The 14,827-nt window shown below is 66.0% G+C and carries 12 protein-coding genes; 9 read left to right on the top strand and 3 right to left on the bottom strand.

The annotated features are described in order from the left end of the window. Positions 1-90: 90 nt before the first annotated feature. Positions 91-1,533, bottom strand: a complete 1,443-nt coding sequence (locus E1263_RS28200) for an HNH endonuclease signature motif containing protein (RefSeq protein ID WP_165956774.1) — start codon at positions 1,531-1,533, stop codon at positions 91-93. A 695-nt stretch (positions 1,534-2,228) separates the two neighbouring features. After that, the gene (locus tag E1263_RS28195) at positions 2,229-2,534 is read right to left on the bottom strand and encodes a choice-of-anchor Q domain-containing protein (RefSeq protein ID WP_132172731.1); all 306 of its coding nucleotides are present in this window, start codon (positions 2,532-2,534) and stop codon (positions 2,229-2,231) included. 215 nt (positions 2,535-2,749) lie between these two features. Here E1263_RS28195 and E1263_RS28190 point away from each other — a divergent pair, with 215 nt between their 5' ends. The 6 genes from E1263_RS28190 (at position 2,750) to E1263_RS28165 (ending at position 10,509) form a co-directional block, all read left to right on the top strand. After that, on the top strand, positions 2,750-3,760 hold the full coding sequence (locus tag E1263_RS28190; protein ID WP_132172729.1) for a LacI family DNA-binding transcriptional regulator: 1,011 nt from the start codon (positions 2,750-2,752) through the stop codon (positions 3,758-3,760). A gap of 135 nt (positions 3,761-3,895) precedes the next feature. Next, the gene (locus E1263_RS28185; RefSeq protein ID WP_132172727.1) at positions 3,896-4,525 is read left to right on the top strand and encodes a YesL family protein; all 630 of its coding nucleotides are present in this window, start codon (positions 3,896-3,898) and stop codon (positions 4,523-4,525) included. Then, entirely contained in the window at positions 4,522-6,060 is a 1,539-nt protein-coding gene (locus E1263_RS28180; protein WP_132172725.1) for an extracellular solute-binding protein, read from the top strand. Before E1263_RS28185 ends, E1263_RS28180 begins: the two co-directional genes overlap by 4 nt. A 3-nt stretch (positions 6,061-6,063) precedes the next feature. Continuing rightward, positions 6,064-7,056: an ABC transporter permease gene (locus E1263_RS28175; RefSeq protein ID WP_132172723.1), complete on the top strand. Its 993-nt coding sequence runs from the start codon at positions 6,064-6,066 to the stop codon at positions 7,054-7,056. Between the two features lie 10 nt (positions 7,057-7,066). Next, a complete protein-coding gene (locus E1263_RS28170) occupies positions 7,067-7,960 on the top strand; it encodes a carbohydrate ABC transporter permease (RefSeq protein WP_132172721.1) in 894 nt (297 codons plus the stop codon). After that, positions 7,957-10,509 carry an exo-rhamnogalacturonan lyase family protein gene (locus tag E1263_RS28165; RefSeq protein ID WP_132172719.1) on the top strand — a complete coding sequence of 851 codons (2,553 nt, stop codon included), beginning with the start codon at positions 7,957-7,959 and terminating at the stop codon, positions 10,507-10,509. The genes E1263_RS28170 and E1263_RS28165 overlap by 4 nt, the downstream gene beginning before the upstream one ends. Before the next feature lie 70 nt (positions 10,510-10,579). On the opposite strand, the gene E1263_RS28160 is transcribed toward E1263_RS28165, so the two are convergent. Then, on the bottom strand, positions 10,580-11,569 hold the full coding sequence (locus tag E1263_RS28160) for a LacI family DNA-binding transcriptional regulator (protein ID WP_132172717.1): 990 nt from the start codon (positions 11,567-11,569) through the stop codon (positions 10,580-10,582). A 131-nt stretch (positions 11,570-11,700) separates the two neighbouring features. On the opposite strand from E1263_RS28160, the gene E1263_RS28155 reads away from it, so the two are divergent. From E1263_RS28155 to E1263_RS28145, 3 genes are read left to right on the top strand one after another with little or no spacing between them, the layout of a single operon-like run. Further along, positions 11,701-12,573, top strand: coding sequence for a carbohydrate ABC transporter permease (locus E1263_RS28155; RefSeq protein WP_132172715.1), 873 nt, complete (start codon positions 11,701-11,703; stop codon positions 12,571-12,573). After that, the gene (locus tag E1263_RS28150; RefSeq protein WP_238161590.1) at positions 12,570-13,415 is read left to right on the top strand and encodes a carbohydrate ABC transporter permease; all 846 of its coding nucleotides are present in this window, start codon (positions 12,570-12,572) and stop codon (positions 13,413-13,415) included. The genes E1263_RS28155 and E1263_RS28150 overlap by 4 nt, the downstream gene beginning before the upstream one ends. Positions 13,416-13,424: 9 nt before the next feature. Continuing rightward, positions 13,425-14,819 (top strand): ricin-type beta-trefoil lectin domain protein, encoded by a 1,395-nt coding sequence (locus E1263_RS28145; RefSeq protein ID WP_132172713.1) that lies wholly within the window; start codon positions 13,425-13,427, stop codon positions 14,817-14,819. Positions 14,820-14,827 lie beyond the last annotated feature (8 nt).

Below are 14,827 nucleotides of genomic sequence, written 5' to 3'. Positions count from 1 at the left end.
AGCCGGGGCGGGGCGGGCCTGCGTGCTTAGGGCATGGCTGAGTGATCCACGGGGCATGGCCGCGTGGATCACTCAGGGGTGGTAGAGGTTTTAGGGGCCTGCTGCTGGGGTGGCGTTGGTTGCCCAGGGGTCGGTGTAGTTGGGCACGTGTGCGAGTAGTCGGGCGCGGAAGGCCTCGCGCTTAGCGTCCCGTTCCGAGTTGGCCAGGGCGCTGACTGTCGTGAGCCCGTCCGGTTGCTCGTGTCCCGGGTTGCTGCTGACACCGGCCCCGCCGTTGAGGCCAGAGCCACCACTGCTGGTGCTGCCCGCAGGCGTCGCCCAGCTGAGAGCGGCTGCCAGAACAGCAGGGTCGATTGGTGATGGGTCGGCCCAGCTCGGACGAGTCACCTGGACGATGCCCCCGGTGATCGATACTGCCCACTGCCCCGCATGCACAGCCCGGTGATGCGACGCACACAGCAGCACCAGGTTGTGCATGCTGGTCGGCCCGCCGTTGGCCCAATGAATGATGTGATGCGCATGGCACATCCACGGCGGTGCTTTACACACCACGCAGCCTTTGTCGCGTTTGATCAACGCCCGCCGCATGTACCGGTTCACGAACCGTTGCTCGGTCCCAACATCCAGCGGCTGCGAATCCCCACCCAGAACAATCGGCAAGATCGCGGCATCACACGCCAGCAACCGCACCGCCGAGGCGGACAGGTTGTTCCCGAACACCAACTCACCAACAGCACCCGTCGTCTCGCCGAGAGCAGCTTTGAGGTCGTCGAAGTCGATCGTGACGGTCAGATGCGGCACACCCGGATGGTCAGGGTTGCCGGCTGCCGCGTCCATGGTGGCTACCAAAGCATCGGCCTGACGCACGTCCTGTGGCCGCGGATCACGCTCACCATCAACAGTCTTATGCGGCTTCGACAACGTATGGATCTGAGTGGTGAGCTGCTCACCGTCGGCACCGGGCAGGAACCCAGAGAACTTCACCCCGCCATCGACCTGCCGCAACCGCAACGACCTCTTCGCGTGCGCCTCTTCCTCGGAAGGTTCTGCACCGTCGGTGTCGAGGCGTGCGAGGACATCGTTGCCGAACTTGGCGAGCCGACGAGGGTCCTGGTCCTTGGCGACACCGACCATCTGGTTTTCGGTGAGCTCAAGTGTCTCGATCGCAACAGTCGACGGTGCCTTCTCCAGCGTCTCGACAATCACCATGCCCTGCGCGGGACGCATCGTCCACGGCCGGGCCGGATCTGTCGGATCCGGCAACGCGCCCGCCACCAGCGGGTACTTACGCAAAGCAGCCATGAACGCCAGAGCCTTACGAACCTCGGCAGGAGCCTCCCGGTACCGCTCGGACAGGAAGTCGACGGTGTCACGGGCACCGAGCTCTTGCGCGGCACCCATCTCGTCGAGGCGCCCCGAGGCTTGCAGGATGGCGGTGTCAAGCAGAGCCTTGGCGGCATGCATGGCGTCCAGCGAAGCCACCAACTCGCTGGCACTCTGCAAGTACACCGGGCGCATCCCCACGATCTCCATACCCAAAAGCATAGACACAGCCACCGACACTTTTTGGCCGGAAAGCCCTTATTTACATGGTGAGCTGTGGGCTACTTTGTCAGCCCACACCAGCCCACACCCCAGCCCACACCCGGCCGATGTCTCGAAGGATCGTGAACCTCAGCCATAGCGAGCACCTCAGACAAACGGCCACGCGGTCGCCGACCTCGCCATCCCGCTCAGCCATCTACCGGGGCGCGCCCGAAGGTTTCAATCGATCGCCCTTGGGGCGGGCGGGGTTCCGCAGCCCCGGCTAAGGTCCGGCAAGGACTCGGCCGGGGGCGTGGGTGCCTGGTTGCTCGCCGCGACCGGCCGACTCGAAAAGCGGGTGGCTGGTCGCCGCGGTGGCTGAGGCGAGATAGCGAGACCGGCGACCGAGGCTCACGCCATTTGAGCTTCCGGGCTTTGGTTGCGGCCCAGAAAAGCAGGCCGCGACTCAAGTGACCGTTGCCTGAGGTTCCGGGCTGTGGCTGGGGTTGCTGAGGTGCCGTCGGCGATCGCGTTCTGGCAGCAGATCGTGGTCGGACCTCAGTGCCAGTTGCTGGTTCTCTGCTCGTCTTTTGACCGGAGAAGGGGCGACTGAGGGGATCTCCCCTGAAAGGGCGAAGGCCGGATGACGAGCGCTGCGCAACCGGGGACGCCACCCCTCCGGGCGTCGGCGGTTGTCGCGTGATTCAGTTGGTGCGGTATTCGAAGGCGCCGATGTCTGGCAAACCGTTGTAGACAGGGGCTCCGGCGTAGTCGGCGCCTCCGTTGTCTGTGGCGGTGACACCGGTGTTGATGGCCGGTGAACCCGCTCCGATCCCGAGTGGCAGTGCTGCGTTGAGGGCTGGGCCGGTTTCGGGGGTGCCGTGGGGGCCGGTGATGGGTCCGAGGAAGCGTGGGTTGCCGACTTTCGCTCGTCGGTCCGACGACGGGACGGGGAGCGAGGCGCCGCCGTACAGGTTGGCGTTGTAGTCGATGGTCGAGCTGGTGGTCAACGAGTCTCCTGCTCGGGTGGAGTAGAAGATGTTGTTCCAGAGGCGGTAGGTGCCTTGCAGGCTGGTTCCGTAGCCATAGACGAAGTTGTACTGGACGACGATCGACCCGCCGCGATCATCCTCCCCACCGCCTTGATCCGCCGGGAGTCGACCTGATGCAGGCGCGGTCCTTGTAGACTGCGCGACGACAGTGCCGGTCGCTGGGACGGAGAACGATGGCGGCGCCCAGCATCAAGGAGGTCGCCGAGCGCGCAGGCGTCTCGGTGGGAACGGTCAGCAATGTGCTGAACCGTCCCGAGATCGTCGCGGCCGCGACCAGGCGGCGAGTGCAGGACAGCATCAAGGCCCTCGGGTTCGTGCGGAACGAGGCGGCCCGGCATCTCCGGGCAGGCCGCAGCCGGACTGTCGGCCTGATCGTTCTCGACGTCGCCAACCCCTTCTTCACCGATATCGCCGAGGGCGCGGAGACCTGCGCCCAGGAGCACGAGACCCTGGTGATGCTGTGCAACAGCAAGACCGACCAGGTCCGTGAGGCCAACCATCTGGATCAGCTCGAGCAGCAGCGGGTCCTCGGCGTCCTGATCACACCCTTGGACGGCAACGATCCCCGGCTGACAGCGATGGCGGCCCGCGGTACGCCGGTGGTGCTGGTCGACCGCACCACGGACCGGGGGTTGTGTTCGGTCAGCGTCGACGACCAACTCGGCGGCCGGCTGGCCGGAACGCACCTGCTCGAGGCCGGGCATCGACGGATCGCGTTCATCGGCGGACCGTTCGGCATGCAGCAGGTGTCCGACCGGATGGCCGGCGTCACCACCACCGTGAAGCAGGCGCGCAACGTCAAGCTGCAGTGTCACGAGGTCGAGGTGATGGGCGTGAGCGAGGGGCTGGCCATCGGCGAGCAGATCGCCCGCCTGCCGGCCCGATCACGACCGACCGCCGCCTTCCTGGCCAACGACCTGCTGGCACTGGGATTCCTGCAGGCGATGGCGGTCGCCGGCCTGCGGGTGCCGGACGACATGGCGATCGTCGGGTACGACGACATCCACTTCGCCCGCGCCGCCGCCGTACCGCTGTCATCGGTGCGGCAACCGGCCGAGCTGCTCGGCCGGACAGCGATGGAACTGCTGCAGGAAGAGGTCGAGGCCGCCGACGGTCATCGGCACCGTCAGGTGATCTTCCAGCCGGAACTGATCGTCCGCGACTCCAGCAACTTCAGCCGCTGACACCAGCCTCAGCTGCACTCGTTACGGCCACAATCGGACACTGACAAGCGCTTTCCGAAGCCTTGACATTGAGACGATTCAACCATACGGTCACATCACTTTTCGCCCGCAGATCAGGTCGGCCAGGGAGTGATGATGAGCGGCACCGGATGGTCGATCAAGCTGTACGACGCAGCAGACGAAGCGATGTGGACAGTTCGGCTGAACTGCTGCTGGCTCGCTTTCACGCTGCTCGGCGGCGTTGTGCTGGGCCTCGGCCCGGCCACGCTTACGGCGTACACCCTGGCCAGACGCAGGATTTTCGGTGAATCGTTTCATATCTTCCCTGCCTTCCACGCCACGTTCCGTCGCGAGTTCCGCCGCGGCACCTTGCTGGTGCTGCCGGCGGCCGCTGCCGCGGTCGTGCTGATCGGCAACTACTTGTTCTTCGCGTCCCTCGGCGCGAAGGCCTCGCTCCCCCGGCTGGGCAGCCTGCTCGCGCTGGCCGTCCTCGGTGTCATCACCGCCTATCTGCTCCCGATGGCCGTGCACTACAACCTTCGGGGCCGCCAGTTGTTGCCCAAGGCATCATTGCTCGCCTTGGCACGGCCGGCCTCCTCCGTGGTCCTGCTCTTCGCCGCGGTCACCATCGCCTACGTCTCGGCCAAGTTTCCGGTGCTCGGGATCCTGCTGGCCGGTGGCGCCTGGATCCAGCTGAACACCTGGCTCTGCCTGCGCTTCTTCGCCGAGAACGAGGCCCGCCTGTCCCTGAAAGGAATCTCATGACGATCTTCTCCCCACGGCGCCTCGCCCTGGCCACCTCGCTGGCACTGCTGGCCGTCGCCGGCTGTTCTGGTGGCGACGACACCAAGGGCCAGGCCGCCGACGAGCTGACGGTGATGGCGCCGCTGTTCGGCACCGCACCGGATCCGGGGGGTGAGCTCCAGCAGGCGGTCGAGAAACTCATCGGCAAGAAGCTCAAGGTCACCTGGGTGCCGAACGCCGAGTACGGCGACAAGTCCAACGTCACGCTGGCCTCGGACAAGCTGCCCGATGTGATGGTGGTCGGCGAGAAGGGCTCGTCGTTCGTGAAGGCCGCCGAGGCCGGCGCGTTCTGGGACCTGACCGGCAAGCTCGACAAGTACCCGAACCTGAAGCCGGCCAACGAGCAGACCGCCAAGAACTCGATGACCAACGGCAAGACCTACGGGATCTACCGGGTCCGGCCGCTGCTGCGCTCCGGCATCGTGATCCGCAAGGACTGGCTGGCCAAGCTCGGTCTGAAGGAGCCGCAGACCGTCGACGAACTGCGCGCGGTCGCGAAGGCGTTCACCGAGCAGGACCCCGACGGCAACGGCAAGAAGGACACCTACGGCCTGATCATCCCGAAGTGGCCAGGTGGCTACGGCAGCGCCAGCCCGTACGACGTGATCGAGACCTGGTTCGGTACGCCGAACGGCTGGGGTGAGCGCGACGGCAAGCTGGTTCCCGGCTTCGACACCCCGGAGTTCCTGACCGCCAACCGCTGGCTGCGCGAGTGGGTCTCCGAAGGCCTGGTCAACCCCGACTTCGCCACCCTGGACAGCGGGAACTGGAACAACCCGTTCGTGCAGGGCAAGGGCGGCATGATCATCGACGTCAACGTCCGCGCCACCCAGCTGCTCGACCTGTTCAAGGAGAAGAACCCGAAGGACTTCGACAAGGTCACCCTGGTCGGCAACCTGAAGCGCTCGGACGGCGAGAAGTTCTCCTATCCGTTCACCGGCTACAACATGGTGATGGCGGTCTCGAAGCAGCGGGTGCGGACCGAGGAGCAGCTCGACCAGGTCCTGCAGACCTTGGACAAGCTGCAGTCCAAGGAGGGTTCGGTCCTGCTCACCAACGGGATCGAGGGCCGCAACTTCACGGTCGACGGACAGCTCGCCGTACCGGTGAACCAGGACGATCCGAAGATCAAGGCGATCCAGAACGACGTGGACAAGGCCTTCATCCAGCTCGGGACCCGGGCCAGCGTCGGCCTCGGTGCCTACAAGCTGCGGCCGGCCGACGAGGCCAGCCGGAAGATGCGGGACAAGTTCGACGTCCTGATGAACGAGGACCTGAAGACTGCGGTGTTCAACCCGGCGCAGGGCGTCCTCGCCCCGACCGCGACCGCCAAGAGCCAGACCCTGGACACGATCGTTCCGGACGCCCGGATGAAGTACCTGTCCGGTGCGATCACCGAGGACCAGCTGAAGGCGCAGATCAAGCGCTGGTACGACGCCGGTGGCACGCAGGTCGCCCAGGAGGTCAACGACCTGGTCGCCAAGGTCGGCGGCTGACCTGTGGCCACCGATCTGGTGCCCGAAGTGGACCGGCCCGCCGCGAAGGTCTCGCGGCGGGCGCCGGCCCCGAAGCGCAGGCGCCGTACCAGGCCGTTGTGGCAGGACGTGCTCCGCTACCGCTGGCTGTACCTGCTGCTCCTGCCCGGACTGGTGTACTTCCTGGTCTTCAAGTACCTGCCGATGTACGGCCTCACCATCGCGTTCAAGGACTACGTGCCGTTCCTCGGCTACTCGGGCAGTGAGTGGGTCGGGCTGAAGCACTTCGAGGAGCTGTTCACCGGACCGGACTTCGGCCGGCTGATGGGCAACACGATGCTGCTGGCCCTACTCACGATCGTGTTCATTTTCCCGGCGCCGGTCGTGGTCGCGCTGCTGCTGAACGAGCTGCGCGTGAACGTGGTGAAGCGGTCCGTGCAGTCACTCATCTACATCCCGCACTTCCTGTCCTGGACGATCGTTGCCTCGCTCACCTACCTGCTGTTCTCGGTGGACTTCGGCGTGATCGCGAACTGGATCCACGGCCTGGTCGGCGGCCAGAAGACCGACTACGTGGCGCAGGCCGACTGGTTCCGCCCGTTGATCGTGGCGCAGCTGCTGTGGAAGCAGACCGGGTGGGGCACGATCATCTACCTCGCGGCGCTGGCCGGAGTGGACTCCCAGCTGTACGAGGCGGCCCGGGTGGACGGCGCCGGACGGTGGCGGCAGTTCTGGCACATAACCCTGCCGTCGATCGCGCCGACGGTCGTCATCATGGCGATCCTGACCTCCGGCAACCTGCTGGATTCCGGGTTCGAGCAGATCTGGCTGATGACCACCTCGCTGAACCGGGATGTCGCCGATGTGTTCGACACCTTCGTCTACTCCATCGGGATCACCCAGGGTGCGTTCAGTTACGCGACCGCGGTCGGTCTGTTCAAGGGTCTGGTCGGTGTCGTGCTGATCTTCGGCTCGAACTTCCTGGCCAAGCGCCTCGGCCAGCGCGGATTGTTCTGAGGAGGCGAACATGCTCAACAAGAGATCCGTCCGGTACTACGACTCGCTCGGCAGCCGGACGTTCGACGTCATCAACGTGGTCGTGCTCTGCGCTCTTGGGCTCGTCACCGTGCTGCCGTTGGTCTATGTCCTGGCGGGGTCGTTCGCGACCGAGTCCGAGATCAGCTCACGTCCGTTCTTCCTGTGGCCGGAGAAGTTCGTCACCGACACCTACCAGTACATCTTCTCCACCGACACGTTCGTCCGCGCGCTGCTGACCACGATCGGCGTGACCGCGGTCGGCACCGTGGTGCAGCTCGTGCTCACGCTCACCATGGCCTATCCCCTGGCGAAGAAGTTCCTGCCCGGCCGCACGCTGGTGCTGAACCTGGTGATCTTCACGCTGGTGTTCAGCGGCGGCATGATCCCGACCTACCTGGTGGTCCGTGATCTGGGGCTGCTCGACAGCTACTGGGCACTGATCCTGCCGCTGGCGATCAACCCGTTCTACCTGATCGTGGTGAAGAGCTTCTTCCAGGAACTGCCCGAGGCGCTCGAGGAGGCGGCGCGGATCGACGGCTGCAACGAGCTCAACGTGTTCCTGCGGATTGTGCTGCCCCTGTCGAAGCCGATCATCGCCACGTTCTCGCTGTTCTACGCGGTCGGGATCTGGAACGACTACATGTCGACGTTGCTCTACATCGACGACAGCAAGAAGTGGACGCTGCAGATGATCGTTCGCCAGCTGACCGCCACCAACGCGGACTCGGCGAACGTGCTGCAGCAACTGGAGACCGTCACGTTCCCCGAGCAGGGCCTGAAGTTCGCCGTCGTGGTCGTCGCGACGCTGCCGATCCTGCTGTTCTACCCGTTCCTGCAGAAGCACTTCGCCAAGGGGGTCCTGATCGGATCGGTGAAGGAATGACGACGACGGTCCACTGGCTCGAAACCCCAGCCCAGCAAGGCGTGACCTGGGGCGTCCCCTGGCCGCGTGGAACGGTTGCCGATGGCACCCAGTTCGCGCTGACCGACGGCACGGCGATCCAGAGCTGGACGACCGCGACTTGGCCGGACGGATCGATCAAGTGGTCCGCCCATGCGATCGGGCCGTCCGAGCACCCGGTGGCATCGTACGACCTGATCACGGGCAAGCCCGCCGTACCGGCAGAGCCCGTGCGGGTCGAGCAGACGGGAGCCGAGGTCCGAGTGACCACCGGCGCGGTCTCCTGGGTCTTGAGCGCTCCGATGGTTATCGCGTCGATCGGCATCGCCGGCCGCGAGGTCGTGCGCGACGTCCGGCTGGTCAGCCTGAGACAGGACACACCGGACGAGGATGAGAGCCGGGTCCGGCAGCGGACGACCGCGACCGTGGACACGATCACCGTCGAGCAGGCCGGTCCTGTCCGGGCGGTGGTCAAGCTCGACGGCAAACACGGTGACTGGCTCCCGTTCTCCGTGCGCCTCTACTTTTACGCCGACGCGACCGACGTACGGGTCGTGCACAGCTTCGTGTGGGACGGCGACCCCGACCGGGATTTCCTGGCCGGTCTCGGGCTCAGCGCGGATGTGGTGATGCGCGACGAGCCCCACAACCGACACGTGCGGTTGGCCGGTCCGTCGGGCTTCCTCAACGAGGCAGTCCGGGGACTGACCGGGCTGCGTCGCGATCCCGGCGCGGAGGTCAGGCAGGCACAGACAGCAGGCCGCGCGGTCGACGAGATCCCGAACGCCGAGGTGGCCGACCGCCTCGGCCTGATCCCGCAGTGGAACGACTACACCCTGGACCAGAGCAGCGCCGACGGCTTCACCCTGCGCAAACGCACCGGTCCCGACCATGCCTGGGTGACCGTGCCCGCCGGGACCAGGGCGCCGGGATACGGGTACGTCGGCGGTGCCGGCGGCGGCCTGGGTTTCGGCCTACGCGACTTCTGGAAGCTCCATCCGACTCGGCTGGACATCCGCAACGCCGCCACGGATCTCGCCACTGCGACGGTCTGGATGTGGTCACCGAGCGCCCCGGCCATGGATGTCCGCTTCTGGCACGACGGCATGGACCAGGACAGCCACGCCGAACAGCTCGAAGGACTCGAGATCACCTACGAGGACTACGAACCAGGCTTCGGGAACGCGCACGGCGTCGCTCGCACCCACGAACTGACCTTGCGGGTCCACGACAGCACCCCGACCGCCGACGACCTCGCCCGGCACACCGCCGAACTCGATACTCCCGGCCTGCTCACCGCCTCCCCCAGCCGCATTCTGGCGGCGGGTGTCTTCGGCACCTGGAGCCTGCCCACCTCCGATCATCTGGACATCGAGTCCCGGTTGCACTTCCTCTTCCAGTACTACGTCGGCCAGCGCGAGCAGCGCCGGTGGTACGGCTTCTGGGACTACGGCGACGTCATGCACACCTACGACCGCGACCGGCACACCTGGCGGTACGACGTCGGTGGCTACGCCTGGGCGAACTCGGAGCTCTCGCCGGACCTGTGGCTCTGGTATCAGTACCTGCGCACGGGCCGGGCCGACGTGTTCCGGTTCGCGGAAGCGATGACACGACACACCGGCGAGGTCGACGTCCATCATCTGGGGCGCTGGAAGGGTCTTGGCTCGCGGCACAACGTGCAGCACTGGGGCTGCAGTTGCAAACAGCTTCGCATCTCCAGTGCGATCTATCGGCGGATCTACTACTACCTCACCGCCGACGAACGCACCGGTGACCTGCTGGACGAGCTGGCCACCGCCGAGGAGACCTTCCTGGCGGTGGATCCGCTGCGCAAAGTGCGCACCGACTCCTACTCCCCCGACCCGCAGGCGTTGTCGATCGGACTCGGCGTGGACTGGGGCGCCCTCGCGGCCAACTGGCTCACGCGCTGGGAACGGTACGGCGATGAGCGCGCTCGCTCCCGGCTTGTCGGGACCATGGCCGACATCGCCGTACTCCGCAATGGATTCCTGACCGGGAACGCCGAGTTCGATCTGTCGACCGGGCGCTTCGACACCGGTCGGCGGGGTATCTCGGTCTCCCACCTGTCAGCAGTCTTCGGGCTCCCCGAGATCTGCGCGGAACTCATCGACCTGGACCTCGACGTACCGGGGTTCGAGAAGGCGTGGCTCGACTACTGCCGGCTCTACTTGTCGCCGCCGGAGCAGCAGGCTGCCGAGGTCGGCGCGCCACTGGAAGGCATCTCGCTCGTCCAGGCGCACAGCCGACTGGCGGCGTACGCCGCGGCGCGCACCGGTGATGTGGAGCTGGCTCGTCTAGCTTGGCGCGCCTTCTTCGTCGACGAAGGCGACCAGCTCAACCGCAACGCCTTGCAGCGCGAGACGAAGTGGCGGACCACGCCGGTGACCGGCGCGCTGATGCCGGCCGACGAGGCAGCGTTCGTCAGCACGAACGACGCCTCGCAGTACGCGCTCGCCGCAATTCAGAACCTGACCTTGATCCCCGAGCACCGCCATAACAAGAGGTGAACCGGTATGGCCAGTTCGGCCTTGAGCACGGTTCAGTCGTTTTGGCGGGGGCTGGATGACTGGTGGGGGCTCAAGGCCGGTTGGGGGGAGCTGTGCTGGCGCGGATGATGAGTTCGGTGGGAACGGAGACCGGTTGGTGGTGGTGTTCGTTGGTGTCGAGTTCGGTGATCAGGGCGGCGACGGCTTGGCGGCCTACATCGGCGAAGGACTGGCGGACCGTGGTCAGCGGCGGCCAGAACTGAGACGCGGATTCCTGGTCGTCGAAGCCGACGACACTGACGTCGCCGGGGATGTCGCGGCCTTCTTCGTGGAGGGCGCGGAGTAGGCCGAGGGCCATCTCGTCGTTCGCGGCGAAGACCGCTGTGACTGCTGGATCCGCGGCCAGTTGACGGCCGACGGCGTACCCGGAGGCTGCTGACCAGTCGCCTACCAGTACGGGCGGGACCGATCGTCCGCGCGCGATCAGGGTCTCCTCCCACGAGCGGCGACGCCGGGTGGCGGCGAAGGACGTGGGAGGGCCGCCGAGATGCCACACCGTCTCGTGGCCCAGGTCGAGCAGGTGCTCGGTGGCGATCCGGGCGCCTTGGGCCTGGTCGGTGTCGACGACCGGATAGTCGTAGTACGAGTTGGAGTCGACGACCACGACCGGCAGCCCGTCCGGAAGATGAATCTCCGCCTCGTCGAGCTGGTGCGCCTCGATCTGGATGATGACGCCGTCGACCGCCTGCTCCTGGAGCCGGGTGAACGCGCCGGTCACCTTGCCCTGATCGGCATTGAGCACCGGGATCAGGGTGATCGCGTAGCCGGCCGCCGTGGCGGCCTCGCTGACGGCGTTGAACGTGCGGGTGTTGCCGAAGCTGGACAGCTCGAAGACGATCACGCCGATGCTGCGGAACTGTCCGTTGCGCAGCGCCCGCGCCGCGCTGTTGGGGCGGTATCCGACTTCACGCATCGCGGCCAGCACCCGGTCCCGGGTGGCGGCATCGACGTGCGGACGGTCGTTCGCGACCCGGGACACCGTCTGTCCGGACACTCCGGCCAAGCGGGCCACGTCGGCCATGGAGGACCCTCGTTTGCGCACTTCGTCACCTCCGTTCGCCGAAGTCTAGACATGTTGACGTTAACAAGCTAGCGTCCCGGCCAGCATTGTTAACGTAAACAATCCCCACCTCGGGGGTCAGGAGGCTGCGGATGGCGCGGCGCCAGGAGGCGAAAGGGTGGGTCTTCGTAGGCCCGTTCCTGACCGTCTTCGCACTCACCTTTCTCGCCCCGATCGGTTATGCGATCTATTTGAGCCTCTACCGCGACCAGGCGTTCTTCGGCGGCAGCGTGTTCGTCGGCCTGGACAACTACGCGGAGGTGCTGCGGGACGCGAAGTTCTGGGAGTCGGCCGGCCGGGTCCTGGCTTTCCTCGTCGTCCAGGTCCCGGTGATGCTCGGTCTGGCGCTGCTGGCGGCGCTCGCGATCGACAGCGCCCGGCTGCGCGGCGCCGGTTTCTTCCGGATCGCGCTCTTCCTGCCGTACGCCGTACCGGGTGTGGTGGCCGTCCTGATGTGGGGCTTCCTGTACGGCGACACTTTCGGCCTCGCCGCGGATCTCAACAAACTGCTCGGCACCGACGCCGTCCAGCCGCTCAGCGGGTCCTGGATGCTGCCGTCGATCGCCAACATCGTCACCTGGGAGTTCGTCGGCTACAACATGCTCATCTTCTACTCGGCACTGCGCACAGTCCCTGGTGAACTGTACGAAGCCGCCGCGATCGACGGCGCCGGAGCGATCCGGACGATCCGCGCGATCAAGCTGCCCGCCCTGCGCGGCGCGATCGTGATCGCCACCATCTTCTCGATCATCGGCAGCTTCCAGCTCTTCAACGAGCCCAACATCCTGCGCACCCTCGCGCCGAACGTGATCACGACGTACTACACGCCGAACATGTACGCCTACAACCTCTCGTTCGCCGGGCAGCAGTTCAACTACTCCGCGACCGTCGCGATCGTGATGGGCGTCTTCACGGCGATCATCGCGTACGTCGTGCAGCTCCGCGGCTCCCGGGAGGCGCTGTGAAGAGGACTAAATCGTCGCGACTCCTGACCGGTTTCATGGTGCTGTACCTCATCTACACCCTGGTGCCGCTGATCTGGCTCCTGATCAGCGCGACCAAGACCCAGGACGACCTGCTGTCCACGCCAGGCCTGTGGTTCGGCGACAGCTTCGCGTTGTTCAGCAACATCAAGCAGACGCTCACCTACAACGACGGCATCTTCCTGCGCTGGCTGGGAAACACCGTCCTGTACGTCGTAGTCGGGGCCGGTGGCGCGACGCTGCTCGCAACCGCGGCCGGCTACGGATTGTCGAAGTACAAGTTCGTGGGCCGGCGGGCGGTCTTCGCAGTCCTGCTCGGCGCGATCGCGATCCCCGGCACGGCACTCGCCGTACCGACGTTCCTGATGTTCTCGAAGCTCGGCCTGACGAACACGGTGTGGGCGATCATCATCCCCTCGCTGATCAGCCCGTTCGGTCTCTACCTGATGTGGGTCTATGCCAACGAAGCCATCCCGTACGAGCTGCTGGAAGCAGCGCGTATCGACGGCGCCGGCGAGGTCCGGATCTTCTTCACGGTGGCGCTGCGGCTGCTCGCACCTGGCGTGGTGACGGTGCTGCTGTTCGCCGTGGTGGCGACCTGGAACAACTACTTCCTGCCGCTGATCATGCTCAGCAAACCGAACCTCTATCCGCTCACGGTCGGCCTGACCCAATGGAACAACCAGGCCACCGGAGTCGGCGCCAACCCCATCTACAACCTGGTGATCACCGGGTCGCTGCTGACGATCGTGCCGCTCGTCGTGGCGTTCCTGCTGCTCCAACGTTTCTGGCAGTCCGGCCTCAGCGCCGGCAGCGTCAAGTAAAGGAGTCCGATGAGATCCGCACTCTGGCGGGCCACCGTGGCACTCGCCACCCTGGCCACCGCCCTCACCGTCCCCGCGAGCGCCGCGCCGCCGCACCACCAGAACACTGCCGACTTCCGGGGCGTGAACTGGGCCGATCCGCGCGACAACTACGCCGATGACGAAGTCGTCCCGTCCGGGCTCAGTACGGCGGACAGCTACCGCACGACGTACCGCAAGTCGACCGGGATCCTCGGCGAGTTCCGCAAGGAGCTGCGGGCCAACACCATCCGGCTGCCGATCAACCCCTCCAGCGTCGGGACGGACTGGTGGTCGTCCTACCGCGCGGCGATCGACGCCGCGACCGACCAGGGCTTCAAGGTCATCCTCAGCTACTGGGAGGCCGACAACGCCAAGGACGGCCGGGTCGACGACACCGCCGCGTTCAACACCATGTGGGACACCGTCTTCAAGACCTACCGGAAGAACCCGAAGGTCTACTTCGAGCCGATGAACGAGCCGTTCGGGTATTCACTCCCCGACTGGGTCGCGCTGGCCTCAGGCTGGGCGGACCGGCACAACAACGTTCCGCGCGGGCGCCTGGTGATCTCCGGCAGCGGCTACAACGACAACGTCACGGGTGTGGGTGCCGCGCCGCAGCTGAAGGGCACGCTGCTCTCGCTGCACTTCTATGGTTTCTGGGCGTCCGACACCACCGAGGCGGCCTGGCTCGCGAACCTGAAGCCCCGGATCGGTGAGTACGGCTGGCGCACGATCATCGACGAGGCCGGCTCCCCGATGACGATCGGCCTGAACTACGGAAACCACGAGGGCAACGTCTCCACGGCGTACCTCGGTGCCCTCACCGAGACAGCGCGCGCCCAGAAGATGGGCGTCGTGTACTGGCCCGGTCTACGCAACGGTGATTCGTACTCGATGACCACCCAGGTCAGCGAGCGCGATCTCAAGGTCAACAGCAAGAGCGGGCTGGCGCAGCTGCAGTGGGGCTGGGGCCTGCTCAAGAAGGAGCCGGTCAACACGTTGCCGCCGGCCCCGCCCGGCGAGCCGCTGCGAGGAGTCGAGAGCAACCGGTGCGTCGACGTACCGGGTTTCTCGACCACCAACGGTACGGCGCTTGACCTGTGGGACTGCAATGGCGGCGGCAACCAGAGCTTCAACCTGACGGCGAGCAAGCAGCTCACCATCTATGCCGACAAGTGCGTGACCCCAGGCGCCGACAGCGCAGCGATCATCACCGATTGCACCGGCGCCGCCAACCAGACCTGGCAGCTCAACGAGAACAAGACGATCTCCAGCATCAGCAACCCGGCGCTCTGCCTGCAGGCGGCCGGAACAGCGAACGGAACACCGGTTCAGCTCCAGGCCTGCAACGGCCAACCGAACCAGCAATGGGCGCGAGCATAAAGTGAGAG

Origin of the sequence: Kribbella antibiotica (genome assembly GCF_004349055.1) — a bacterium.
GTDB classification, from domain to species: domain Bacteria; phylum Actinomycetota; class Actinomycetes; order Propionibacteriales; family Kribbellaceae; genus Kribbella; species Kribbella antibiotica.
The sequence above is the reverse complement of the archived record's forward strand: the minus strand, read 5'-3'. Positions and strand labels throughout refer to the sequence as shown.